This is a genomic window from Pseudomonas pudica (assembly GCF_015680405.1).
In the GTDB taxonomy this organism is placed as follows: Bacteria; Pseudomonadota; Gammaproteobacteria; order Pseudomonadales; family Pseudomonadaceae; genus Aquipseudomonas; species Aquipseudomonas pudica.
The window spans coordinates 49,389-73,800 of the sequence record NZ_JADLJS010000020.1; the positions used below are offsets into that span (position 1 = coordinate 49,389).

Consider the following 24,412-nt stretch of genomic DNA (forward strand, 5'->3'; position numbering starts at 1 on the left):
CACCCAATGATCGAATTCGACGTAACGCTTGTTCTGACGCTCGCACTGGTGGCACTGATAGCCGGCTTTTTCGATGCTATCGCCGGTGGTGGGGGCCTGATCACGCTCCCGGTGTTGTTCATTGCCGGTATCGAACCCTTGGCGGCAATTGCCACCAACAAGTTCCAGGCGGCTTCGGCTACGGTTTCGGCTACGTGCGCCTTCGCCCGCAAAGGCATGATCGACTGGCGACGGGGCAGCCCAATGGCTGTCATGTCGTTTATCGGAGGGGCGTTGGGTGCATTGTCGATAACTTACGTGCCCAAAAGCGTTCTGCAGGCGTGCGTCCCACCACTGCTGATTCTGATAGCCGCCTACTTTGCCTTCAGCCCAAAGCCGAATGAACAAGCGCGCAAGGCAAAGATATCGACCAGCCTGTTCTGCGTGACGGTTGCACCGATCATCGGCTTTTATGACGGTATCTTCGGCCCTGGTGTCGGCTCGTTCTTCATGCTGGCCTGCGTGATCCTCCTGGGCCAGCACTTGATACAAGCTGTGTGTACCAGCAAGCTTTTGAACGCAGCCTGTAACCTGGGCGCATTGTCAGTCTTTTCAATCAGCGGGGCGATCATCTGGCCACTGGCCCTGGCAATGGCGTTCGCGGCTTTTGCGGGGGCTCAATTGGGCGCACGCTGCGCAGTGCACTTTGGCCCACGGCTGATCAAGCCATTGCTGGTCAGTGTTTGCTGCATCATGGCGATCAAGTTGCTGCTCGACCCAGGCAACCCGATTGGCGAGTGGTTACATCAACTTTTTCTCTGAAAAATACATCACTCGATCTCGAACAGGCTGTTACGCAACGGGCCCACGCTCAGCCGCTCACGCACATCGTCATCTATGCGTGGATCATCCGGCCGGTACAGTTTTACCTGCCGGTAGGCATTGATGCGATTGATCTCCTCGCCCAGGTATTCCCACACCACCCGGGTGCAGGCCGGGTTGCGCCGGTCGCCGCTGGAGACGCCGGCCTTCAAGCCGTTCAGGCGGGTGATGCGGCTTTTGAAGCTGGGGATGAGGATGGTCTGGCTCATTTCGTTGAAGGTGAGCGACTCGTAGTCGATCAGGAACACCCGGTCCTGCAACTGGAACGCCGCGCCCAGGTAGCGGCAACGCACCTCGGCATGCTGGTCGGTGGCGCTGGAGCGTTCCTGGCGTTCCTGGCGCTCGAACAGGAAGCGGCCCCGCTCTTCCCACAGGTGCACCAGCGACACCAGGATCGTGCCCGGCACCGACATGCAGTTGGAATACTCGAAGTAGTAACCGCAATAGCGCGACAGGTTGCCGGCGTGTTCATGCAGTGGGCGGAACAATTCACTGATAGGGTCGCCGGGCTGCTCGGCCAGCGGCGATACACGGGCGCCAATCAGGCGGGCGAACTGATCGGCCGGCAGGCTCAGTTCGTAGTCCTCGACCCCGAAGAAATCGCCGATGCGCTTGAGGTTGTAAGCCGTCGGACGGCTCTGCCCGCTCAGGTACTTGTTGAACTGCGCGCGATTGATCGACAGCTGGCGGCAAACTTCGGAGATAGAGCGGTAGTGGCTGCAGGCCAATTTCAGATTGGTAGCGAAATGATCGCTCATGGCAGGGGACTCAGGTGACGCGAATGATGCCAGTGTAGCATCAAGTCGCATCAAATCAGAGCAACCCGCGAAATTGTAACCACTCTTGTCATAGCCAACCATGCGCCCCAACGAATAGCGGTGCGCCTGCCGTCCGCTGGTCTTTCCACACGAACAATAAGAATCGAGGTCATTTTCCAATGCTCGAAGTACTCAACGATTTCCTCTCGGGGAAACTTCTCATTGTGCTGATCGTAGGGCTGGGTAGCTACTTCACCATCCGTTCCCGGTTCGTCCAGTTCCGTCATTTTGGCCACATGTTCGGTGTGTTCAAGGAATCGCTGCGTGGCCAGGCAGGCCAGCTGAGTTCCTTCCAGGCCCTGATGCTGAGCCTGGCCGGCCGCGTGGGCGCCGGTAACATCGCCGGTGTCGGCATTGCCGTGACGCTGGGTGGACCAGGCGCTGTGTTCTGGATGTGGGTCACCGCACTGGTGGGCATGTCCAGCAGCTTCTTCGAATGCACCCTGGCCCAGGTCTACAAGCGCGCCGATGGCGATGGGCTGTACCGTGGTGGCCCGGCCTACTACATCCAGCACGGCCTGAAGCTGAAAAGCATGGCCATCGTGTTCTCGATCCTGCTGCTGGTCACCTACGGCTTCGCCTTCATCGGCCTGCAGTCGTACACCGTGACCCACTCGCTGCAGAACGCCTTTGCCTTCGACCCCAAGCACACCGGCATCGTACTCGCCGTGCTGCTGGCCATCACATTCATCGGCGGCATCAAGCGCATCGCCGCGGTGTCCGACCTGCTGGTACCGGTCAAGACCCTGGCCTACATCGGCGTGACCCTGTACGTGATCGGCACCCAGATCGAACACGTGCCGGCCATGCTGGAAACCATCTTCAAGAGCGCCTTCGGCCTCGACCCGGCATTCGGCGGCCTGCTCGGCAGCGCCATCGTCATGGGCGTGAAGCGTGGTGTGTTCGCCAACGAAGCGGGCCTGGGCAGTGCGCCGAACGTCGCCGCCGTGGCCGCCGTGAAACACCCTGGTGCCCAGGGCGTTGTCCAGGCCTTCAGCGTGTTCCTCGACACCTTCGTGATCTGCACCTGCACCGCGTTGCTGATCCTGCTGTCGGGCTTCTACACCCCGGGCTTCGAAGGTGACGGCATCGTCCTGACCCAGAACTCGCTGGCCGCCGTGGTCGGTGACTGGGGCCGCGTGTTCGTCAGCGTGGCGCTGTCGCTGTTCGTCTTCACCTGCATCCTCTACAACTACTACCTGGGCGAGAACAGCCTGCAGTTCCTCAGCCGCAACCGCGTGGTACTGATGGTGTTCCGTGGCCTGGTACTGGCGCTGGTGGTATGGGGTTCGATGCAGGACCTGTCGACCGTGTTCGCCTTCGCCGACATCACCATGACCTGCCTGGCCTTCGTCAACCTGGTGGCCTTGGCCCTGCTGTTCAAGGTCGGCCTGCGCGTGATGCGCGACTACGACGAGCAGCGCAAGGCGGGCGTCGACCAGCCAGTGTTCGACTCGGCCAAGTTCACCGACCTGGACCTGGACCGCAATGCCTGGCCTGCCAATCCGCAGGCGGAAACAGCCACTGACAAAGCGGTTGGCCAAGCCCAGACGCAGCGCTGATATCCTGCCCTGCCCAGCCGCCCCGTTCGCGGGCGGCTTTTCTTTCTCCGCTCATCGCTCCGGATGTTTTCCATGCGTGTAGTAAAGAATCTTCTCGTTCTCTATACCGGTGGCACCATCGGCATGCTCGAAACACCGGAAGGCCTGGCGCCGGCCGGTGGTTTCGAAGCGCGGATGCGTGAACACTTCTCCCGGTTGGCCGATGCGCCCCAGGTGCAATGGACCCTGCTGGAACTGAACCCCCTGCTCGACAGCGCCAACATGCAACAGCACAACTGGCTGGCGATGCGCGATGCCATCGTCGCAGCGGTAGAAGTGGCTGGCCATGACGGCGTGCTGGTGCTGCATGGCACAGACAGCCTGGCCTACAGCGCTGCGGCATTGTCGTTCCTGCTGCTGGGCCTGCCGGTGCCAGTGCTGCTGACCGGCTCGATGCTGCCGGCGGGTGCCGCGGACAGCGACGCCTGGGGCAACCTGTGTGGCGCACTGCGCCAGTTCGAACAAGGGCTGGAAGATGGCGTGCAACTGTATTTCCATGGGCAGCTGCTGCATGGCTGCCGGGCGTCGAAGCTGCGCAGCGAGGCGTTCGATGCCTTTGCCGCGCTACCGCGTCATCGTGACAGTGAGCGCGCCACGGCGATCCCAGCCGAACTTGGCTACAAGCACCCGCGCCAACCGGTCAACCTGGCGGTAGTGCCGGTGTTCCCGGGCCTGCAGGCCGGGCACTTGCAGGCACTGCTGGGCAGCGGCGTGCAGGGGTTGCTGCTGGAGTGCTACGGCAGCGGTACCGGGCCATCGGATGACCAGGCGTTGCTGGATGTGCTGAGCGCGGCACGCCAGCGGGGCGTGATGCTGGCGGCTATCAGCCAGTGCCCTGAGGGGTCGGTGATGTTCGACACCTATGCGGCGGGTAACCGCTTGCGCGGGGCCGGGCTAATCAGTGGCGGGGGCATGACCCGGGAGGCGGCGCTGGCCAAGATGGTTGCGCTGCTGGGGGCTGGGCTGGATGTCGACACGGCAGAACGGTGGTTTGCCCTGGATCTGTGTGGGGAACGGGCCTGAGTGTTGCCTGGTCTGGCCCTATCGCCGGCAAGCCAGCTCCCACAGGGATAACACAAGGCCTGAGGCCTGTGGAGTACCTGTGGGAGCTGGCTTGCCGGCGATAGGGCCCTGACAGGCAAAAGAAAATGGCGGAAGGCAGCGGGAGTCGAACCTGCCCGGGAACGGCTGCCGTCCCCAACCGGGTTTGAAGCCCGGCCGCGCCACCGGGCGCGATTGCCTTCCTTGAACTCAGTGCCTGGCCTGCTGCTGGGCCAGGGCGCTGTCGGCGCGAATGTGACGCTGATCGGCCACCCTCCGGGTCAGGCCGATGCGGTCGAAGTACTCCAGAATCTGCACACTGCGCTTGCGACCGATGCCCAACATATCGCGAAACGCGGCAACCTGCACTATCGACGTTTCACTGGCCTGCCCCAGCAGCAGCTCTGCCATGCGCTGTAGCGTTGCCTCGGGGTAGAACAGGTCGCGCACCACCTGGTGCACCAGGCCCAGCCGGGCCAGCTTGCGCAGCAACAGGCGCACATCGGCTTCGGCACAGTTTTCCTCGCTTGCAAGCGTCCTGACCCAGGGCGGATCGTATTGCCCCGCCAGCAACTTCGGTTGCAGACTCGCCCATAACACACTGTCGGCTTCGCTCAGCTGGACCTTGTGATCAGGCAGATGCAACCAAGGCCCGCTACTGGCAACGGCGCCGTCCTCGAGCAACTCATCCAGCAGGCTGACAAAAGCGGGCCGCTCCAGCGGCAAGGCAGCAAAACGACGCAGGCGGTCGCGGTCCGGGCCGAGCTGGTCGGGCTCCTGTTCATGGAACAGTGCCAACTGCTCCAGCACCTGGCGCTTGAGCGCCTGCCACCGGGCACTGGCAAACAGCAGTTGACCCTGCCGCGTGGCAATCACCTGCACGTCTTCCGGCAACTGCCAGGTTTCGCGCAAGCGATTGAACTGCCGCTCCAGACGCTGCGGGTCGATCCCCCCTGGTGCGCTGGCAAGCAGTGCCGGCAGGGCCTGCTCCAGGTCCTCGGCATCGCGCAGCACCTGTAATTGGCGCAGGCGCTCATCGCTGCGACGCTGACGGCTTGGGGCGAACGGGTCGAGCACCTTGCCGCCCCCCAGGGTGCGCTGGGCACGCTGGTCGCGCAGTACCAGACGATCGCCGTGTACCGCCTGCAGCGGCGCGTTCAGCAGCAACTGGGCGAACATGCGCTGGCCCGCCGCCAGGGTTTCACCTTCGAGCAAAGCCACCCGGGCGGTTACGTCCTGGGTGCCGAGGTGCACGTGCACAGCGCTGAAATGTTCGAAGGTACGGGTCTCGCCCGGCAACAGGTTCAGCTCGATATCCACCCGCACGCTGGGAGCGTGCAGCCACTCGGGCACCAGCCAGTCACCCCGGCGCACCTGCTCCACCGTCAGCCGTTCGGCAGCGATGTTCAGTGCCACCCGCTGGCCCGCCTCGGCCACCAGCGCGGCCTGGTTCTGTGCATGCAGGCCACGCACCCGCACCGGTTTGCCGGCCTTGCCCAGCAACAGGGTGTCGCCGGCACTCACCCGCCCGGCCAGCGCCGTGCCCGTGACCACGATACCCGCACCGGTAACGGCGAAGGCGCGGTCGACGGCCAGACGGAAACCGCCACGCACGCTGCGCTGGCGTACGCGCTGTTGCGCGGCCAGCACGGCCTGGCGCAGGGCATCGATACCTTCGCCGGTCACACTCGACAACGGAAACTGCCGTGCACCGGCATAAGGGCCCGGCGCCAGCAGTTCGCTGACCTGTGCCTGCACCTCGGCCAGGCGGGTTGGCTCTACCCGGTCGCATTTGCTGATCGCCACCAAGGCCTGGGGGATCCCCAGCAGTTCGATGATCGCCAGGTGCTCTCGGGTTTGTGGCATCACCCCGTCGTCGGCCGCCACCACCAACAGCACCAGGTCGATACCGTGGGCGCCGGCCAGCATGTTGTGGATAAAGCGCTCATGGCCCGGTACGTCGATGAAGCCGGTCAGCGCTACCCCCTCGGTCAGCGCCGCATAGCGGTAGCCAAGGTCGATGGTCATGCCACGGGCGCGCTCCTCCTGGCGATGGTCACCGGCTTGGCCGGTCAGGGCCTGGAGCAGTGCGGTCTTGCCGTGGTCGATGTGGCCGGCGGTACCAACGATCACTGTACCGGCCCCAATTGCAAGGCAGGCAACTGCGCCAGCCACTGGGCTTCGTCATCCAGTTGGCGCAGGTCCAGCCACAGTGCGTCATCGGCGATACGGCCGAGCACCGGCACCGGCAAGTCACGCAAGGCCCGCTCCAGAACATGCAGGCTGCGCCCGCGCAACTTCTTCGACACCTGCGGGCGCAGGCACAACGCCGCGCTCGGCAGGCGGGCCACCGGTTGGCTGCCACTGCCGATCATACCCAGCGCCGGTTCCACGCTGACCGCCCATTGCTCGCCGAGGCGGGCCTTGAGCTCTGGCGCCAGACGCTCGGCCTGGGACTGGATTTCGGCTTGGCTGCGGGTCAACAGGCGCAGACTGGGCAGGCGCTCGGCCAGGCGGTCGGGGTTGCGGTACAGCGCCAGCACCGCTTCGAGTGCGGCCAGGGTGATCTTGTCGACACGCAGCGCGCGCTTGAGCGGGTTCTTCTTGATCCTGGCGATCAGCTCCTTGCGCCCGACGATGATCCCGGCTTGCGGCCCGCCCAGCAGTTTGTCGCCGCTGAAGGTGACGATATCGGCGCCGTCAGCCAGGGCCTGGCGCACGGTCGGCTCGGCGGGCAGGCCCCAGCGGGTAAGGTCAAGCAGGCTGCCGCTGCCCAGGTCTTCGAGCAGCGGCAGGTCATGTTGGTGGGCGATGCGCGCCAGCTCGCCGGTGGGCACCTGGGTAGTGAAGCCCTGGATGCTGTAGTTGCTGCAATGCACCCGCATCAGCAGGCCGGTACGTGGGCTGATGGCGGCCTCGTAGTCACGGGCGTGGGTGCGGTTGGTGGTGCCGACTTCGTGCAGCTTCACGCCGGCGCGGGCCATGATGTCGGGGATGCGGAAGGCACCGCCGATCTCGATCAGTTCGCCGCGGGAGATGACCCCCTCCTTGCGGGCGCCCAGGCTGTTGAGCGCCAGCAGCACGGCGGCGGCGTTGTTGTTGACCACGGTTACGGCTTCGGCGCCGGTCAACTCGCGGATCAGGCCTTCGATCAGGTCATCACGATCGCCGCGCTTGCCGGTGGTCAGGTCGAATTCCAGGTTGAGCGGGTAGCGAGCGGCGGTCTGCATCGCCTCGATGGCCTCCTCTGGCAACAGGGCGCGGCCTAGGTTGGTGTGCAACACGGTGCCGGTAAGGTTGAACACACGGCGGACCTGGCTGCGTTGCTGTGTAGCCAAGCGTTCGCCAGTGCGGCCCAGCAGGACTTCAGCAGCCAGTTCGGCAGCGCTGAGCTGGCCGGTGCGGGCGGGGTCGCGCAGGTCATCGAGCAATTGCCGCAGGGTGGCGAGGACCGCGTCGCGGCCGTGGCGGTCGATCAGCGGGAGGCAGGCTGGGTGGCGCAAAAGGGTGTCGATGGAGGGCAGGCGTGGGGTGTCGCTGGCAAGGCTGGAGGACATGCGGTACTACCTTGGACTGATCCGTTGTCTGTACTGGCCTCTTCGCGGGTAAACCCGCTCCCACAGCGGCAGCGCAAGCCTCAATAGCTGCGCTGGCCCCGCGGGAGCGGGTTTACCTGCGAAGAAGGCGACTCGGTCTTACAGTGTAGACACTCTCCACTACCCGGGTGCGAGCATCAGGTTCGGTGCCAACCGATGAAACCCCTCCTCGTCCAGGCGAATGTCCAGTGCCAGGCTGGCCAGGTCATCGGCCAGCGGCTCGGCCGCAGCATCGTTTTCCAGGTAATTCTGCTTCAGGTAGCTCTCGCACTCCGGGCAGCACTCCGCGCGCAGCGGCGCCTTGCCCGGCGCATGGCGGTCATCGTCAAGGCTGGTATAGCGCAGGTCCTTGCTCGACTCGCAGTACACGCACTTGACCCGCACCACATGCCATTCGCAGGCACACAGCGAACAAGCCAGGTAGCGCAGGCCATTGTGCTTGCCGCGGTTGCGCACCACCCCGGCCATCGCCGGCGAACCGCAGGCCGGGCACTGGGCCAGGCTGCCGGCAGGCTTGAGCTCTGGCGTGGGCAGCGCCAGCAACCAGCTGGACCAGGCCGCCTGCAAGGCCGCCCCTATGAACGGCACCAGCGCCGCAGGCACGGCATCGTACTGACCGGCAAGCAAGGCAATGCCCCAACCCTTGCGTTGATGGTCGTCACTGCTGTGCAGGGCTTGCAGCGCCTCCCCCAACGGACCACTGGTGTACGCGTCGAGATGCTCAAGCAAGGCTTGCAACCAGACCAGCCACGGCCCCTCACGCACCAGGCTGTCCGCCGCCAGAGGCGGCAAACCATGACTTATGCACAGGCGCTGACGCTCCTCGGCCACCGGCATGCCAGCGGGCGGGTTATTCACAAGCTGCTGCTGGATAAGGCACAAACGAGCCACCAGCTTCAGATATTCGCCAAGGGCATTGCCCTCGGCCAACTGCTCCAGGCGCGCGGCGCGCAGTTCGAACAGGTTGGCGGGGGGCAGGTGCAGAAACGGCGGCATCACCGCCGACGCTTCGATCTGCCCGGGTTCGAGTATCGTGCTCAAGCGCTCATCCTTCTTTTCGTCCGTGATTGCCCGGCGTCTTGTCGCCGGTCACTTCGCGGTACCACAACTCATGGTGCTTGCGCGCCCAGGCGCGGCTGACCCAGCCATGCAGCATGGCGCCGATCGAACCTTTGATCCAGATGCCGGCGTAGATGTGCACGATGATGCTGAGGATCAGCACGAACGCCGCCAGTGCGTGGAGCAGCGCGGACAGGCGAATGACCTCGATGCCGAACAAATGGCTGAAGTATGCGCGCCAGATCACCACGCCGCTGACCAACAGAACCAGCATGCACACCAGCAGGGTCCAGAACAACAGTTTCTGCCCGGCGTTGTACTTGCCGATCGGTGGTACACCCTCCTCCTTGTTGAGCATCACCTGGTCCACGCGGCGTAGCCACAGGCGGTCGTTGGCAGTGATGAAGTTGGCCCGCCAGAAACGCAGCACCAGGCCGAGGAAGAACACGAACATCGCCACCCCGATGAAGGGGTGCAGGATGCGTGTCCACGGCCCACCGCCGAACAGGTTGCTGAGCCAGAACAGTGCCGGATGGAACAGCGCAAGCCCCGACAGGCCAGCCAGGACGAACAGGATCGCGACGACCCAGTGGTTGCTGCGCTCGTTGGCGTTGTAGCGCAGGATGGGTTTGTTGTCGTTCATGGCCGCTGCTCCCCTTGCCCACCGGGCTTGGTCGGATCATAGACATGGACCGACGGGTCCACCTGGTGCACGCTTTCATCCGCAGGTATCGGATGTTCGTCCTCTTCCACCCGCTGTGGCCCGACCCGCACATAGTGGAAAAACCCGGCCAGCACCGCCGCGCCCATGGCAAGCAGCGCCAGCGGCTTGGTGAAGCCCTTCCACAGCCCCACCAGCGGGCTGATCACCGGCTGGTCCGGCAGGCCGGCGTACAGCTTCGGCGTGTCGGCATGGTGCAACACATACATCACGTGGGTGCCACCGACGCCATCCGGGTCGTACAGCCCGGCCTTGTCGTAGCCCCGCGATTTGAGGTCGACGATGCGTTCGGCTGCATGAACCTTCATCTCGTCCTTGGTGCCGAACACGATCGCCCCGGTCGGGCAGGTTTTCACACAGGCCGGCTCCAGGCCCACGGTCACGCGGTCGGAACACAGGGTGCACTTGTACGCCTTGTGGTCCTTCTGCGAGATGCGCGGGATGTTGAACGGGCAACCGGTGATGCAATAGCCACAACCGATGCAGTGGTCCTGGTTGAAGTCGACGATGCCGTTGGCGTGCTTGATGATTGCCCCCGGGCTCGGGCACGCCTTCAGGCAACCTGGCTCGGCGCAGTGCATGCAGCCGTCCTTGCGAATCAGCCACTCCAGGTTGCCGTCGTCGCGCTCGTGCTCGGTGAAGCGCATCAGGGTCCAGGTCTCGGCGGTGAGGTCCTGGGGATTGTCGTAGGTGCCGTGGTTGTGGCCGACCTCGTCACGCAGTTCGTTCCACTCCGAACACGCCACCTGGCAGGCCTTGCAGCCGATGCACTTGGTAGTGTCGATCAGCTTGGCGACTTCCTGCTGCTGGCGTACCGAAGGCGGTACGGTGGTGGTGGCCGAGCGGGCGATGATGTCTTGGCTGGCCATCAGAGTTTCTCCACTTTGACGAGGAACGACTTGGACTCTGGCGTCTGGGTATTGCCGTCACCCAGGAAAGGCACCAGGGTGTTTGTCAGATAGCCATGCCGCGTAGCCCCGGTGAAACCCCAGTGCAGTGGGATGCCGATCTGGTGCACGGTCTGGTTGTTGACCTTGAGCGGGCGAATCCGCTTGGTCACCACCGCCACCGCATCGATATGCCCGCGCTTGCTCGACACCCGCACCCGGTCGCCGGCCTTGATACCTTTCTCGTTGGCCAGCACCTCGCCGATTTCGACGAACTGCTCGGGCTGGGCGATGGCGTTCAGCCGGCAATGCTTGCTCCAGAAGTGGAAGTGCTCCGTCAGCCGGTACGTGGTCGCCGCGTAGGGGAACTCGTCGTGCTTGCCGAGGCTGTCCCACACCGAATCGAAGACCCGCCCAGCCGGGTTGCTGGTGGCCTTCTTGTTCTGCGGGTGCAGCGGATTGATGCCAATCGGCGTCTCGAACGGCTCGTAGTGCTCGGGGAACGGGCCTTCGGCCATCTTGTCGATGGCGAAGAACCGCGCCACGCCTTCGGGGTTCATGATGAACGGGTTCATCCCCGCCTCAGGCGGCGAGTCGACCTTGAAGTCAGGCACGTCTGTGCCGGTCCAGGCCTTGCCGTTCCACCACACCAGGCGTTTCTTCTCCGGGTCCCACGGCTTGCCTTGCGGGTCGCTGGAGGCACGGTTGTAGAGGATGCGGCGGTTGGCTGGCCAGGCCCAGGCCCAGTTCTGCACCTGGTGCATGCCGTACGGGTCGCTGTTGTCACGACGAGCCATCTGGTTACCCTGCTCGGTCCAGCTGCCGGCGAAGATCCAGCAGCCGGACGCGGTGCTGCCGTCGTCCTTGAGCTGGCCAAAGCCCGCCAGTTGCTGGCCGGCCTTGATCACTGCGCCAGTCGGGTCGGTGACGTCGGTCACCGCCCAGCCGTTCATTTCCTTGGCCAGCTCCTCCGGGGATGGCTCTTCAGGGACCTTGTACGGCCAGCTGATGTTCATCAGCGCATCAGGGTAGGCGCCGCCCTCGGCCTGGTAGCGTTGGCGCAGGCGCAGGAACAGCTCGCTCATGATGTGAACGTCGGTGCGGGTCTCGCCCGGGCCGTCGGCGCCCTTCCAGTGCCACTGCAGCCAGCGGCTGCTGTTGACCAGCGAGCCGTCTTCCTCGGCAAAGCAGGTGGTGGGCAGGCGGATCACTTCGGTCTGGATATTGGCCGTGTCGACATCGTTGAACGGCCCGGCGTTGCGCCAGAACTCCGAGGTCTCGGTGGCCAGCGGGTCCATGATCACCAGCCACTTGAGCTTGCCCAGGGCCGCGGTTACGCGGTTCTTGTCCGGCAACGCGGCAATCGGGTTGAAACCCTGGCACATGTAGCCGTTGACCTTGCCTTGGCCCATCATCTCGAACATGCGCAGCACGTCGTAGGCCGGTACATCGAGCTTGGGCAACCAGTCGTAGCCCCAGTTGTTCTCTGCGGTGGCATTGGCGCCGTACCAGGCTTTCATCAGGCTGACGTGGAACTTGCCGTAGTTCTGCCAATACGACAGTTGCCCAGGGCGCAGCGGCTTGGAGGCGCGCTTGTCGATATAGGCGGCATAGTCCTGCTCTGCGTCGCCAGCCAGGGTCAGGTAGCCCGGCAGCGAGTTGGACAGCAGCCCAAGGTCGGTCAGGCCCTGGATGTTGGAGTGCCCCCTCAAGGCGTTGACACCGCCACCTGGCATGCCGACGTTGCCAAGCAGCAACTGGACCATGGCCGCGCTGCGGATGATCTGAGCGCCGATCGAGTGCTGCGTCCAGCCCAGCGCGTAGAGGATCGTCATGGTCTTGCCCGGTACCGAGCAGGTGGCGATCTCTTCCCAGATCTTCAGCATGGCGTCCTGCGGCATGCCACAGGTCATGCTCGCCAGTTCCGGGGTATAGCGGCTGTAGTGCTGCTTCATCAGCTGGAACACGCAGCGCGGGTGCTGCAGGGTCGGGTCGACCTTGGCAAAACCGTCCTCACCCAGCTCGTAACCCCAGCCGGACTTGTCGGCATACACGCGCTTGGCCTCGTCGTAGCCGCTGAACAGGCCATCCTCGAAGCCATAGTTCTCTTTGACGATGAACGACACATCGGTGTAGTTGCGCACGTACTCGTGCTGGATCTTGTCGTTGCTCAGCAGGTAATTGATCAGCCCGCCCATGAAGGCGATATCGGTACCAGTACGGATCGGTGCGTAGTAGTCCGCCACCGAAGCGGTACGGGTAAACCGCGGGTCGACCACGATCAGCCGCGCCTTGTTGTGCGCCTTGGCCTCGGTCACCCACTTGAAGCCGCACGGATGCGCTTCTGCTGCGTTGCCACCCATTACCAGGACCAGATTCGCGTTGGCGATATCGGACCAGTGATTGGTCATGGCGCCACGGCCGTACGTCGGGGCAAGACTTGCCACCGTCGGGCCATGTCAGACACGAGCCTGGTTATCGAACCCCAGCATGCCTGTTGCGCGGACGACCTTGTGGGTCAGGTAGCCAGCCTCGCTGGAGGCGGCGGAAGCAGCGAGAAAACCGGTGGTGATCCAACGGTTGACCGTTTGCCCCTGGGCGTTCTTTTCTATGAAGTTGGCGTCGCGGTCCTGCTTCATCAGGTCGGCGACGCGATCGAGCGCCTCATCCCAGCTGACCCGCACCCACTCCTGGCTGCCCGGCTTGCGTACCTCGGGGTACTGCAGGCGGCTCGGGCTGTGGATGAAGTCCAGCAGGCCAGCGCCTTTCGGGCAGAGGGTGCCGCGGTTGACCGGGTGGTCGGCGTCACCTTCGATATGGATGATGTTCTGTTTGACGTTCTTGCCCGCATCGCCCTGGCTGTACATGATCAGGCCGCAGCCGACCGAGCAGTAAGGGCAGGTGTTACGGGTTTCCTTGGTATGCGCCAGCTTGAAGTGACGCACCTGCTCGGCAAATGCTGGTGTAGGGGCCATGCCCAACGCCGCAAGGCTCGAGCCTCCAAGGCCGACGGCGGCGACCTTGAAGAACTGCCGACGGTTCAGGTCCATCGTGCACTCCTGATCAGGTGGTGGACGCACGGAACATGGCCGGCGCCTCTTGGTAGTCACGGTGGCGGCCAATTGATGGCCGCCAAGAGTTAAGACTAGCCAAGAATCGAGAAGGTGCGATGACATGGGTCAGTTGAAGGCGCTGTGTTGCCTGATTCGCGGGTAAAAACGCTCCCACAGGTACTGCACATGCCCGAAGCACGGCGCTATTTCTGTGGGAGCGGGCGTGCTCGCGAACACCGGCAACGCCGGTGCCATCCACCATCGGCCGATCAGCAAAGCGGCAGGTTGCGCACTACGTTCAGCGCCGCGCTGCTCTGCGCCACCGGCATGATCTCGATGGTATTGATGTTCACATGCGCCGGCTGCTCGGCAATCCATGCCACCGTGGCCGCGATGTCCTCGGGCAGGATGGCCTCCACATCCCGATACAGCGCCTGCACGGCATCCAGGTCACCATTCAGGCGCACCACCGAGAAATCGGTCCCCGAGCACAGCCCAGGCTCGATGTTGCTCACTCGCACGCGGGTGCCCGCCAGGTCGGCGCGCAGGTTGAGGCTGAACTGGCGGACAAAGGCCTTGCTGGCGCCATACACATTACCGCCTGGGTAGGGGTAGGTGCCGGCGATCGAGCCGATGTTGATGATCATGCCACTGTCGCTTTCCACCATCTGCGGCAGGATCTTGTGGGTGACCATGGCCAGGCCGGTGATGTTGGTGTCGATCATTCGCTGCCAGTTTTCCGCACTGCTTGCCTGGGCACGGTCCACGCCCAGCGCCAGCCCGGCATTGTTGACCAGCAGGTCGATCTGCAGCGAAGCATCACGAATCTGCTCGACCGCCGTCTCGAGCGACAACGGGTCGGTGACGTCCAGCGCCAGCGGAATGAAATTGACGCCCAGCTCGGCCTCCAGCGCTTGCAGCTTGTCCATGCGCCGGGCACCACCGATCACGCGGTAGCCTTTGCCGATCAAGGTACGGCAGATGGCGCGGCCAAAGCCCGAGGAGGCGCCGGTTACGAATGCGGTTTTCATCAGTTGTCTCCTATGGAAGGGTCAGGCCAGGTACTTCACGCCCAGGCTGGTGAACAGGCAGAGCATCGAGAACACCAGCGCCTTGCGCACCACTTCGTTGCCTTTGCGCAGGGCCAGCGCGCTGCCAAGGTGGTTACCGAGGATGTTGCAAGCCACCAGCGGCAACGCCAGCAGGTAGACGACCTTGCCGGCAATGACGAAGGCCACCAGGGCGCCGATATTGGATGCGAAGTTGAAGGTTTTGGAGTTGGCCGAGCTGGAGACCAGGTCCATGCGCAGCAGGTAATGGAAAGCGATGATGAACATGCTGCCGGTACCGGGACCGAAGAAGCCGTCATAGAAACCGATGGCCAGGCAGGTCAGGGGGACCACGGTGAACAGCATGCGCGATGACAGTTCGCGCTCTTCGACCGGGCGGTCCTTGGGGGTGAGGAAGATGAGGATGCCGAAGGGGATCAGCGCCAGGATGATCTTGCCTACGGTTTCCTGGGAGATCGACACGATCAGGTGCGCTCCCAGGTAGGCACCGAGCAGCGAGAATGGCACGCCGACCAGCGCTACCTTCCAGACCATCTTGCTGTTCGCCAGGAAGTTGCGGATGGCCGCCAGCGTGCCGAGGGTACTGACCAGTTTTTCCTGGCCGAGGGCAACCTGGGGTGGCATGCCAACCAGCAGAAAGCCCGGCACCAGGAACAGCCCGCCGCCACCGGCAATGCTGTCGACGAAGCCGGCAACGAAGGCAATTGCCCCGAGCATGAGGATCGCCAGCAACCAGTGTTCAGCCCAGAAAGCGCCTAACAGTTCCATAACAGTACGTCCATCGAGTCAGTGAAAGAGATCAGGAGAGAACTTCGTAGAGGTGATCGGCCCGGGCGAAGTGCACCCGGTTCAGGTCGTTTACTGCGAACAGACGCAGCAGCCAGCGGTCGGCACCATCGTTCTGTGGCTCGAAGCCATCGCGGGCATGCAGCACGCGCTGGTTCTTGAAGATCATGAAATCGCCAGGCAGCAGCAGGTGCGGCTCATCGAAGCGGCGGGTTTCCAGCACGCTGCGCAGGCTGCCCAGGGCCTGTTCGGCACGCAGGTTCAGGCCGTGGGTGTTTTCGCTGTCGAAGCGGCACAACCATTCGCCAGCGTGACCACGCGCCAGGACAGGCAACTCGGCGGTGCAACGACGGTTGCCTGTGAAGGAGTCCGGGCGACGGATTTCGAACTGGGGCAGGCACAGTTCGCGCACGGTCGATGCGGGTAGTGCTGCGACCACGGCATCGAGGTTTACCAGTGTGGTGCTGATGCGCGGGTCACAGCGCATACCGAAGAACGACAGGTACTCCGGGCAGCAGGAAGCGGTGCCAAGCGGCTCGGAAGAAAGCGGCAGGTCCGGGTTGTCCACATGATAGGAAAAGCGCAGCCGCGAACCATGGGAGCTCTTGTGGCTGGACGAACTGCGCGACGGTATGACATGGCGGAACAGGTGACCATCGTTCTCCCCTTCATAAACCACTGGGTTGATCCCCATCAGACTCTGCATGGTCAGGCTGACCAGGCAGGCAATGGGTGTGCTGCGCGGGCTGAGCACGCCCGAATAGGGCGTGGGCGGGATATCCCGGTCGCGCGGGCAGTTGCGCACGATCATGCTGGTCAGGTGCGGGTCTTCGACAAAACCGCGGATCTGCTGGCACAGCGCCTTGCCCAGCACTTCCTGCGCCTGATCCTTGATCTGTGGGTAAAGCTCTTTGCTCGTCTCGAAATCGAGCGGGGTGTTGTTCAGCAGGGTTTGCCAGGCGCTGGAGGTGACCCACGGCAGGCGGATCTCCAGTGCGGTCCGAGGCTCGGCCCCTTGATGCAGTTGTGCGCTTTCCATTTCGAGTGATATTCCATTGAGGCGGCTTGAGGCCGTTCGGTGTCGTGCTAAGCCGGGCAGAGGCGGCAGACGTTGTATTTTTTGAAGCCGTTCACAGCTGTGCGACGCCAGCGATTGACGCCGCTGGCCGCAATCGCACATTGCATCGACTCAATCATTGTAATTACAAAAATAAAATCGATTCAATTCATTTTCGATAGTGTAAACCTTGAGGATTGAATCGATTCAATCAACTCATTGATTTCAAAAGGTTTCTATCTATCGTCACGAGATACGGTGTACGGCCGGCGAAAGGATCGCCTTTTGACGACGGGTGTCCGCTACGAACGCACAACAACCCAAAGCGACTCAATCAAGGTAATTTACCTGTACGAAAACACAATTACTTCCATCAGACCTTTCGTGCTAGGCTTCCGCGTTCTCGCAGATTCTGGTGCCATTTCTATGTGGGTTCCTCACTACAGCGACCTGGCGCAGCCGGTCTACCTGATGATTGCCGACGCCTTGGAACAAGACATTGGCAGTGGCCGGCTGGTGGCTGGCGAACGCTTGCCGACACTCAAGGATCTGGCCGAGTCCCTGAACGTGACCCCCGGCACCATCGGGCGCGCTTACGACGAAGCTGCCAAGCGCGGCCTGGTGGTAGGCGAAGTCGGCCGCGGCACCTTCGTGCTGCAGCAACGGCAGCTGCAAAGCTCTCCTCCTGCCCCGGTCGCACAGCCAAAGCCCGTGGCCGCCGAACGTGAGAGCGGCCAGATTGACTTGTCGATCATCAAGCCCAACGATGCCCACATGACCGACTGGCTGCGCGGAGCCATAAACGAGCTGGCCGCGTCGCCCGGCCTGGCGCAGGTGCTCGACTATGTCACCGATGGCGGCCATGCGACCCACAAGCAGGCCGGTGCCGCCTGGATCCAGCGCTGGCTGCCCGAGGCGCGCTGGCAGCAGGTAGTTCTGACTTCAGGGGCCCAGCACGGCCTGCTGGTGGCCATCAGCAGCCTGTCGAAGAGCGACGATGTGGTGCTGTGCGAGTCGTTCTGCTACCCAGGCATCATCTCCCTGGCCCACAGCATGGGCCGCCGCCTGCGCGGCGTGGCCATGGACGAGCACGGCCTGATTCCCGAGGCACTGCGCGCGGCGTGCCTGGAGCACCGCCCTTCCCTGCTGGTGTGCGTCACCACCCACCAGAACCCGACCAACTCGATCATGCCCCACGCACGGCGCCAGGCCATCGCCGAGATCGCCCGCGAGTTCGAACTGTTCATCGTCGATGACGATATCTACGGTTTCCTTGAACCCGCACCGGATTACCAGCCACTGGCGGCGTATGCGCCCGAACGCTCGGTATACCTCACCAGCCTGTCCAAAAGTGTGCTGCCAGCACTGCGCATCGGATACCTGTACGCCCCACCGCAAACCCTCTCGCGGCTTTCGTCGATGGTACGCAGCAGCGTCTGGATGCCCTCTCCGTTGATGGCGCAATTGGCCAGCAACCTGGTCAACAGCGGCATGGCTGACCAGTTGGTGCGGGTGCAACAGGAGGAGGCGGCCGGGCGCCAGCAAATGGCCCGGGAGATCCTTGGCAAGTACAAGATCCGCAGCCAGCCCAACAGCTTCCATATCTGGCTGGAGTTGCCGGAGCCTTGGACAAGCGACGAATTCGCCAACCTGGCACGTAACAACGGAGTCACGGTAGTCAGTGGCAGCCAGTTCCTGCCAGAACGCAGCCACGCCAGCTGCGGCGTGCGCATCGCCCTGATGGCCCCCAGCCGCCAGGAACTGGGCTTTGCCCTGACCAAGCTGGTCAGCTTGCTGGACTCACCGGAGCCGCGGTTGTTTTATTGAACTGGACTGGTATTGGTGTAGCCGTGCCATTTTGGGGCACTATGCACCCGTTTCGCGACGCGAGGCCACTCCAACAGACACTCGGTGTCACAGGGTTTGATTTGTAGCCGTCAACAAAACAGGTGCAGCAGAACGGCACCAGCCAAGAACTGAGGGCAGACTGTCAAGTAAGAGGCATAACTTTAATCAATGACGCATCTGACTCTAACAAGGCCCGAGCATACTCGCTCGACTACAAGTCGATGAACACACTGAAATTATCGCCTTCCAGATATCGGACAGAAACCTGACCGCTAACATCTTGCCCATCTTCCGTTACAAACTTGTAATGGGACAGGAGAAAATCCTCCCGATAAACAATGCCTTCATCCCGCTGTTTCCCGCCCCACGCCATTATCAACCCGCCGGCAATTGCAACGAGGCCGGAGTTCGCTTGTATGTATTGAATCAGAGTAGGGCCTGAAAGCCGGTCATAATAAATAACCTCAGGACCGAACAGGAAGATGCCAAGGCCCAGTGCGGAAATTGCCAATCCAATGCCTATTAATACTCGACCGTAAAACGCAGCATCCCCAGCAGGCCCCTCAAGATGAGCTGCATATATCTCGGAAAAACCGGAGACATTGTAGTTTCGCGCCTCTGACTTCAGGTTTATTTGACCTAACAGGCATTCCTTCTCAGCACTTTGCATGATCCACTCCTTTAAAAAGTGAATACTAAGCGATCAGCATAGGAAAAAGTGCGCCCCACTAGAATTTCAGAAGCCTCTGACATTTACGGTCAGCGTTTCCTATAACCAATAAAGTTGGTAACTTCTTATAGGCACTTTTCCTACTCAATGGGCTGCCGAGTTTCCCGCAATATCGCGAAGCTGGCGCCCTATCTTCGCCGCTTTCTTTTTAGAGGAAAGCCCGCACAGCACTACCACTGTTTGCTCATAAAAAAACCCAAGACATCTGTCTTGGGTTTTTGGTTTTTTGCCAACTGCTTAACGGCTTGGATCAGAACGGAATATCGTCATCGAAGCTGTCGAAGTCAGCCGCTGGCTGAGGGGCTGGCTGCTGCGGTGCCGGGCGCTGAGGGGCCTGTTGCGGCCGTGGGGCCTGCTGGCGCGGCGCCTGGTTGTACTGTTGCTGCTGGCCACCGCCGTAGTTGCCGCCACCCTGGTTGTATGGGTCACCGCCCTGCTGCTGGTTCTGCGGACGACCGCCGAGCAGCTGCATGGTGCCGTTGATGTCGACGATGATCTCGGTGGTGTAGCGCTTGATGCCGTCTTTTTCCCACTCGCGGGTCTGCAGCTTGCCTTCGATGTAGCACTGCGAACCCTTGCGCAGGTATTCGCCGGCGATTTCGGCAACCTTGCCGAACAGCGACACACGGTGCCACTCGGTACGCTCGACCTTCTGACCCGACTGCTTGTCGGTCCACTGCTCACTGGTAGCCAGGCTCAGGTTGGTCACGGCGTTACCGTTGGGCAGGTAGCGGACTTCGGGATCCTGGCCACAGGTACCGACCAGAATGACTTTGTTAACCCCACGGGCCATAACGTTCTCCTAGGCTTCGCACGCCGAAGAGGCCGGGTTCACCAGGCGCTCAAGGGTCGTACGGTCCAAAATTTTCGTATCCAGTTTGATATAGATGGCGGCTTCTTCCGCCACCACGACGGCGTCGGTCACACCTGGCACAGCCATCAGGCGCTCGGTCAGGCCGGCTTCCCGCACTGCCTCTGGCGTCAGCGGCATGCGCAGACTGGTCACATAGGGCGGCTCGTTCATGCGCAAGACAACAACCAACCAGATGGCACACAGTACCGCACAACCGAGGAACACCATGTTCAGCCCGCCATGCTGGAACAACCAGCCACCAAGGATTCCTCCCAGGGCAGCACCGAGGAACTGGCTGGTAGAGTAGACCCCCATCGCCGTCCCCTTGCCACCTGCAGGCGACACCTTGCTCACCAGTGAAGGCAGCGATGCCTCCAGCAGGTTGAATGCAGTAAAGAATACCACGGTGCCGATCACCAGTCCGCGCAAACCGTCAGCCCACTGCCAGAAGAATACCTCCACCAGCAGCAACACACTGACCGCCCCGGCCAACACGCGTTTCATCTTGCGCTTTTTTTCGCCATAGATGATGAACGGGACCATTGCAAAAAATGAGATGAACAACGCGGTCAGGTACACCCACCAGTGCTGCTCCTTCGGCAGGCCGCCGCGCTCGACAAAGGCCAGCGGCAGTGCGACGAAGCTTGCCATGAGGATCGCGTGGAGGATGAAGATGCCCACATCCAGCCGCAGAAGGTCCGGATGGCGCAGGGTCGGGCCGATGGCCTGGCGCGCCACACCTGACTCACGATGCTGCAGGATGCTGTGGGTATTGGGCACCACAAAGGCGATCAGCAGGATGCCGACCAGGGCAAGTCCTGCCGTGGCGAGGAACAATCCTGACAAGCCAAAGGCACGAGTCAGCAATGGGCCGACAACCATGGCGACCGCAAACGACAGGCCGATGCTCATGCCGATCATGGCCATGGCCTTGGTCCGATGCTGCTCGCGGGTGAGGTCGGACAGCAGTGCCATGACCGCAGCGGAAATCGCTCCGGCGCCCTGCAGGATACGCCCGGCGATCACTCCCCAGATGGAGTCGGCCTGGGCCGCCAATACACTGCCCAGCGCAAAGATGACCAGCCCCAGGTAAATCACCGGCCGGCGGCCGATGCGATCGGAAATCATCCCGAACGGGATCTGCAATACGGCTTGCGTCAGGCCATAGGCACCAATGGCCAGGCCGATCAGCGCAGGCGTGGCACCGGCCAGGTCCATGCCGTAGGTGGCCAGCACCGGCAAGACCATGAACATGCCCAGCATACGAAAGGCAAAGACCAGGGCCAGGCCGCCAGCGGCGCGGGTTTCGCCGCCACTCATGCGCTCGTTGTGGGTGTCGTGCATGGATTAACCTCGTGTGAACCGGCGGCGATTCTATCAGTCCGACAGCTTGACGGCATCTACGCGACGCTTTGCCGCGTACTGGCAGGGCGCCGTATACTTCTTTGTTTATGCCCGCCGAGCGAGGCCGCAGTGGACAAGATCCTGATTCGTGGGGCACGTACCCACAACCTGAAGAACATCGACCTGACCCTGCCCCGGGACAAGCTGATCGTGATCACCGGCCTGTCCGGTTCCGGCAAGTCGTCCCTGGCGTTCGACACCCTGTACGCCGAAGGCCAGCGCCGCTATGTGGAATCGCTGTCGGCCTACGCCCGGCAGTTCCTGTCGATGATGGAAAAGCCCGACGTCGACACCATCGAAGGCCTGTCGCCAGCCATTTCCATCGAGCAGAAGTCGACCTCGCACAACCCCCGCTCCACGGTCGGTACCATCACCGAAATCTACGACTACCTGCGCCTGCTGTACGCCCGCGTCGGCACTCCGCGCTGCCCGGATCACGATATCCCGCTGGAAGCGCAAACGATCAGCCAGATGGTAGACCTGGTCCTGGAGCGCCCGGAAGGCAGCAAACTGATGCTGCTGGCGCCCGTTGTGCGCGAGCGCAAGGGCGAGCATCTGGCAGTGTTCGACGAGTTGCGCGCCCAGGGCTTTGTGCGCGCTCGGGTCAACGGCAAACTCTATGAACTCGACGAACTGCCCAAGCTGGACAAGCAGAAAAAACACAGCATCGATGTGGTGGTGGACCGCTTCAAGGTCCGCGCCGACCTGCAACAGCGCCTGGCCGAGTCGTTCGAGACCGCGCTCAAGTTGGCCGACGGGATCGCCCTGGTGGCACCGATGGATGACGAACAAGGCGAAGAGACGATCTTCTCCGCGCGTTTCGCCTGCCCGGTCTGTGGCCATGCCATCAGCGAGCTGGAGCCGAAGCTGTTCTCCTTCAACAACCCCGCCGGCGCCTGCCCTACCTGCGATGGCCTGGGGGTGAAGCAGTTCTTCGACACCAAGCGCCTGGTCAATGCCGAGCTCACCTTGGCCGAAGGCGCGATCCGCGGCTGGGACCGGCGCAACGTGTACTACTTCCAGATGCTGGGTTCGCTGGCCGCGCACTACGGCTTCAGCCTGGAGGAGCCGTTCGGCCAGCTGTCGGCCGAGCACCAGAAGGTGATCCTGCAAGGCAGCGGCAAGCAGAGCGTCGACTTCAAGTACCTCAACGACCGAGGCGACATCGTCAAGCGCTCGCACCCCTTCGAAGGCATCGTACCGAACCTGGAACGTCGCTACCGGGAGACCGAATCGGCCACCGTGCGTGAAGAACTGGCCAAGTTCCTTGGCACCCAACCCTGCCCAGATTGCCGCGGCACCCGTCTGCGCCGAGAGGCACGGCACGTGTGGGTGGGCGAGAAGACCCTGCCGGCGGTGACCAACCTGCCGATTGGTGAAGCCAGCAACTATTTCGGCGAGCTGACCCTGACCGGTCGCCGTGGCGAGATTGCGGCGAAGATCCTCAAGGAAATCTGCGAGCGCCTGCAGTTCCTGGTCAACGTCGGTCTCGACTATCTCACCCTGGACCGCAGCGCCGATACGCTGTCCGGTGGCGAGGCGCAGCGAATCCGCCTGGCCAGCCAGATCGGCGCTGGTCTTGTGGGGGTGATGTATATCCTTGATGAACCGTCCATCGGCCTTCATCAGCGAGACAATGACCGCCTGCTTGCCACCCTCAACCACCTGCGCGACCTGGGCAACACGGTGATCGTGGTGGAACACGACGAGGATGCCATCCGCCTGGCCGACTACGTGGTGGACATCGGACCGGGGGCCGGCGTGCACGGTGGGCAGATCGTCGCCGAGGGCTCGCCGCAGGAGGTCATGGACCACCCCGACTCGCTGACTGGCAAGTACCTGTCCGGCCGCAAGAAGATTGTCGTACCGGCCAAGCGTACCCCGCGCAACAAGAAGCTACAGCTCAAGCTAAAGGGCGCACGTGGCAACAACCTGCAAAACGTCGACCTGGAAGTCCCGATCGGCCTGCTGACCTGCGTGACCGGTGTATCCGGCTCAGGTAAGTCGACGCTGATCAACAACACTCTGTTCCCACTGGCCGCAACTGCCCTGAATGGCGCAAGCAGCCTGGAGGCGGCGCCGCATGCCAGCATGGATGGCCTGCAGCACCTGGACAAGGTCGTGGACATCGACCAGAGCCCGATCGGCCGCACACCTCGCTCGAACCCGGCGACCTACACCGGCATCTTCACGCCGATCCGCGAGCTGTTCTCCGGTGTGCCGGAGTCGCGTTCGCGCGGCTATGGTCCGGGGCGTTTCTCGTTCAACGTCAAGGGCGGCCGTTGCGAGGCCTGCCAGGGCGATGGCCTGATCAAGGTGGAGATGCACTTCCTGCCGGACATCTACGTGCCGTGCGACGTGTGCAAGAGCAAGCGCTACAACCGCGAAACCCTGGAGATCAAGTACAAGGGCAAGAACATCCACGAGGTGCTGGAGATGACCATCGAGGATGCCCGCGAGTTCTTCGACGCAGTGCCGGCGCTGGCGCGCAAGCTGCAGACGTTGATGGATGTGGGGCTGTCGTACATCAAGCTGGGGCAGTCGGCGACCACCCTGTCGGGTGGTGAGGCCCAGCGAGTCAAGCTATCGCGCGAACTCTCCAAGCGTGACACCGGCAAGACACTGTACATCCTTGATGAGCCAACCACGGGCCTGCACTTTGCCGATATCCAGCAGTTGTTGGATGTGCTGCATCGCCTGCGCGACCACGGCAATACCGTGGTGGTGATCGAGCACAACCTGGATGTGATCAAGACCGCAGACTGGCTGGTGGATCTGGGGCCAGAGGGTGGCTCGAAAGGTGGGCAGATCATTGCCTGCGGTACGCCGGAGGAACTGAGTACGATGAAACAGTCGTATACCGGGCACTACCTCAAACCGTTGCTGGAGCGGGATCGGGCGTAAGGCCTTGGGGGCGCTTTGCGCCCCTTTCGCGACACAAGGCCGCTCCTACAGGCGATCGCGTAATCTCTGGATTGACGCGTTCAAATGTATGAGCGGCCTTGTGTCGCGATAGGGCTGCAAAGC

At 62.6% G+C, this 24,412-nt stretch carries 18 protein-coding genes and 1 tRNA gene; 5 read left to right on the forward strand and 14 right to left on the reverse strand.

Annotation, left to right across the window (positions count from 1 at the left end; all coding sequences use genetic code 11):
• The first annotated feature begins 6 nt into the window (after positions 1-6).
• Positions 7-801, forward strand: coding sequence for a TSUP family transporter (locus tag IRZ77_RS15600; protein WP_196173891.1), 795 nt, complete (start codon positions 7-9; stop codon positions 799-801).
• Positions 802-809: 8 nt separating this feature from the next.
• On the opposite strand, the gene IRZ77_RS15605 is transcribed toward IRZ77_RS15600, so the two are convergent.
• Entirely contained in the window at positions 810-1,619 is an 810-nt protein-coding gene (locus IRZ77_RS15605; RefSeq protein WP_085601402.1) for a helix-turn-helix domain-containing protein, read from the reverse strand.
• 179 nt (positions 1,620-1,798) lie between these two features.
• Between IRZ77_RS15605 and IRZ77_RS15610 the strand changes: the two genes are divergently transcribed.
• Positions 1,799-3,241, forward strand: a complete 1,443-nt coding sequence (locus IRZ77_RS15610; RefSeq protein WP_046615936.1) for an alanine/glycine:cation symporter family protein — start codon at positions 1,799-1,801, stop codon at positions 3,239-3,241.
• Positions 3,242-3,313: 72 nt separating this feature from the next.
• Complete coding sequence (locus tag IRZ77_RS15615) at positions 3,314-4,303, forward strand: asparaginase (protein WP_408003940.1); 990 nt, start codon at positions 3,314-3,316, stop codon at positions 4,301-4,303.
• Positions 4,304-4,429: 126 nt separating this feature from the next.
• On the opposite strand, the gene IRZ77_RS15620 is transcribed toward IRZ77_RS15615, so the two are convergent.
• From IRZ77_RS15620 to IRZ77_RS15665, 10 genes are all read right to left on the reverse strand, one after another.
• Positions 4,430-4,525: transfer RNA gene (locus IRZ77_RS15620), tRNA-Sec, on the reverse strand.
• 6 nt (positions 4,526-4,531) lie between these two features.
• Positions 4,532-6,454, reverse strand: coding sequence for a selenocysteine-specific translation elongation factor (gene selB / locus IRZ77_RS15625; RefSeq protein WP_196173895.1), 1,923 nt, complete (start codon positions 6,452-6,454; stop codon positions 4,532-4,534).
• On the reverse strand, positions 6,451-7,878 hold the full coding sequence (selA, locus tag IRZ77_RS15630; protein ID WP_196173897.1) for an L-seryl-tRNA(Sec) selenium transferase: 1,428 nt from the start codon (positions 7,876-7,878) through the stop codon (positions 6,451-6,453). The genes selB and selA overlap by 4 nt, the downstream gene beginning before the upstream one ends.
• Before the next feature lie 159 nt (positions 7,879-8,037).
• Positions 8,038-8,958 (reverse strand): formate dehydrogenase accessory protein FdhE, encoded by a 921-nt coding sequence (gene fdhE, locus IRZ77_RS15635; RefSeq protein WP_108481580.1) that lies wholly within the window; start codon positions 8,956-8,958, stop codon positions 8,038-8,040.
• Between the two features lie 4 nt (positions 8,959-8,962).
• Positions 8,963-9,619: a formate dehydrogenase subunit gamma gene (locus tag IRZ77_RS15640; RefSeq protein WP_196173899.1), complete on the reverse strand. Its 657-nt coding sequence runs from the start codon at positions 9,617-9,619 to the stop codon at positions 8,963-8,965.
• Positions 9,616-10,566, reverse strand: a complete 951-nt coding sequence (gene fdxH, locus IRZ77_RS15645; RefSeq protein WP_046615930.1) for a formate dehydrogenase subunit beta — start codon at positions 10,564-10,566, stop codon at positions 9,616-9,618. The genes IRZ77_RS15640 and fdxH overlap by 4 nt, the downstream gene beginning before the upstream one ends.
• A complete protein-coding gene (fdnG, locus tag IRZ77_RS15650; protein WP_146190409.1) occupies positions 10,566-13,634 on the reverse strand; it encodes a formate dehydrogenase-N subunit alpha in 3,069 nt (1,022 codons plus the stop codon). Before fdnG ends, fdxH begins: the two co-directional genes overlap by 1 nt.
• Positions 13,635-13,906: 272 nt before the next feature.
• Complete coding sequence (locus IRZ77_RS15655) at positions 13,907-14,668, reverse strand: SDR family NAD(P)-dependent oxidoreductase (RefSeq protein ID WP_085601396.1); 762 nt, start codon at positions 14,666-14,668, stop codon at positions 13,907-13,909.
• A gap of 21 nt (positions 14,669-14,689) precedes the next feature.
• Entirely contained in the window at positions 14,690-15,475 is a 786-nt protein-coding gene (locus IRZ77_RS15660; RefSeq protein WP_046615926.1) for a sulfite exporter TauE/SafE family protein, read from the reverse strand.
• A 31-nt stretch (positions 15,476-15,506) separates the two neighbouring features.
• The gene (locus tag IRZ77_RS15665) at positions 15,507-16,532 is read right to left on the reverse strand and encodes a TauD/TfdA family dioxygenase (RefSeq protein WP_085601395.1); all 1,026 of its coding nucleotides are present in this window, start codon (positions 16,530-16,532) and stop codon (positions 15,507-15,509) included.
• Between the two features lie 444 nt (positions 16,533-16,976).
• Between IRZ77_RS15665 and IRZ77_RS15670 the strand changes: the two genes are divergently transcribed.
• Positions 16,977-18,377, forward strand: a complete 1,401-nt coding sequence (locus IRZ77_RS15670; RefSeq protein ID WP_196173901.1) for an aminotransferase-like domain-containing protein — start codon at positions 16,977-16,979, stop codon at positions 18,375-18,377.
• 232 nt (positions 18,378-18,609) lie between these two features.
• Here IRZ77_RS15670 and IRZ77_RS15675 read toward each other — a convergent pair whose 3' ends face one another.
• The 3 genes from IRZ77_RS15675 to IRZ77_RS15685 all read right to left on the reverse strand — a co-directional run bounded on the left by IRZ77_RS15675 (position 18,610) and on the right by IRZ77_RS15685 (position 21,325).
• Entirely contained in the window at positions 18,610-19,068 is a 459-nt protein-coding gene (locus IRZ77_RS15675) for a hypothetical protein (protein ID WP_178081803.1), read from the reverse strand.
• Positions 19,069-19,378: 310 nt separating this feature from the next.
• Complete coding sequence (locus tag IRZ77_RS15680; protein ID WP_046615922.1) at positions 19,379-19,921, reverse strand: single-stranded DNA-binding protein; 543 nt, start codon at positions 19,919-19,921, stop codon at positions 19,379-19,381.
• Between the two features lie 9 nt (positions 19,922-19,930).
• Positions 19,931-21,325 (reverse strand): MFS transporter, encoded by a 1,395-nt coding sequence (locus tag IRZ77_RS15685; protein WP_196173903.1) that lies wholly within the window; start codon positions 21,323-21,325, stop codon positions 19,931-19,933.
• A gap of 129 nt (positions 21,326-21,454) precedes the next feature.
• Between IRZ77_RS15685 and uvrA the strand changes: the two genes are divergently transcribed.
• Positions 21,455-24,289 carry an excinuclease ABC subunit UvrA gene (gene uvrA, locus IRZ77_RS15690; RefSeq protein ID WP_046615921.1) on the forward strand — a complete coding sequence of 945 codons (2,835 nt, stop codon included), beginning with the start codon at positions 21,455-21,457 and terminating at the stop codon, positions 24,287-24,289.
• The last annotated feature ends 123 nt before the right edge of the window (positions 24,290-24,412 follow it).